Below are 380 nucleotides of genomic sequence, written 5' to 3'. Positions count from 1 at the left end.
GGCCAGGGTGCCGGTCTCGCTCGCAAACAGTTTCTCGCCTGGCCTCGATGCGGCAGGCTCAATCTCGGGCACGGTCAAGGTCTCCGGCGCGCCGGCCACTCCGACGGTCGCCTTCAATGTCGATGCCTCGGGCGTGCAGACTTCGCAGACGCGGGGCGCAGGCCTCGGCGGCATGAACGTATCCTCGTCGGGAACCTTTGCCGGCAGCAAGCTTGCCTTCGACGCCAACATCAGCGACGGCGCGGGCCTTGGTCTCAAGGGCGGCGGCACGGTGACGACGGCAGGCGGGCCGACCCTGGCGCTCGATTTCAAAGGCAAGGTGCCGTTTTCCTTCCTTGCCTCGAAACTCGCCGTGCAAGGCCTGGCGCTCAACGGAACCG

The 380-nt window shown here is 67.1% G+C and carries 1 protein-coding gene; it reads left to right on the top strand.

Annotated features, from left to right (window positions below; all coding sequences use genetic code 11):
- Positions 1–380, top strand: a 380-nt coding sequence (locus tag EOA60_RS37250) for a hypothetical protein (protein ID WP_164899981.1), incomplete at both ends; no start/stop codon positions are given.

Origin of the sequence: Mesorhizobium sp. M1A.F.Ca.IN.020.06.1.1, from assembly GCF_004023265.1 — a bacterium.
In the GTDB taxonomy this organism is placed as follows: Bacteria; Pseudomonadota; Alphaproteobacteria; order Rhizobiales; family Rhizobiaceae; genus Mesorhizobium.
The sequence above is the reverse complement of the archived record's forward strand: the minus strand, read 5'-3'. Positions and strand labels throughout refer to the sequence as shown.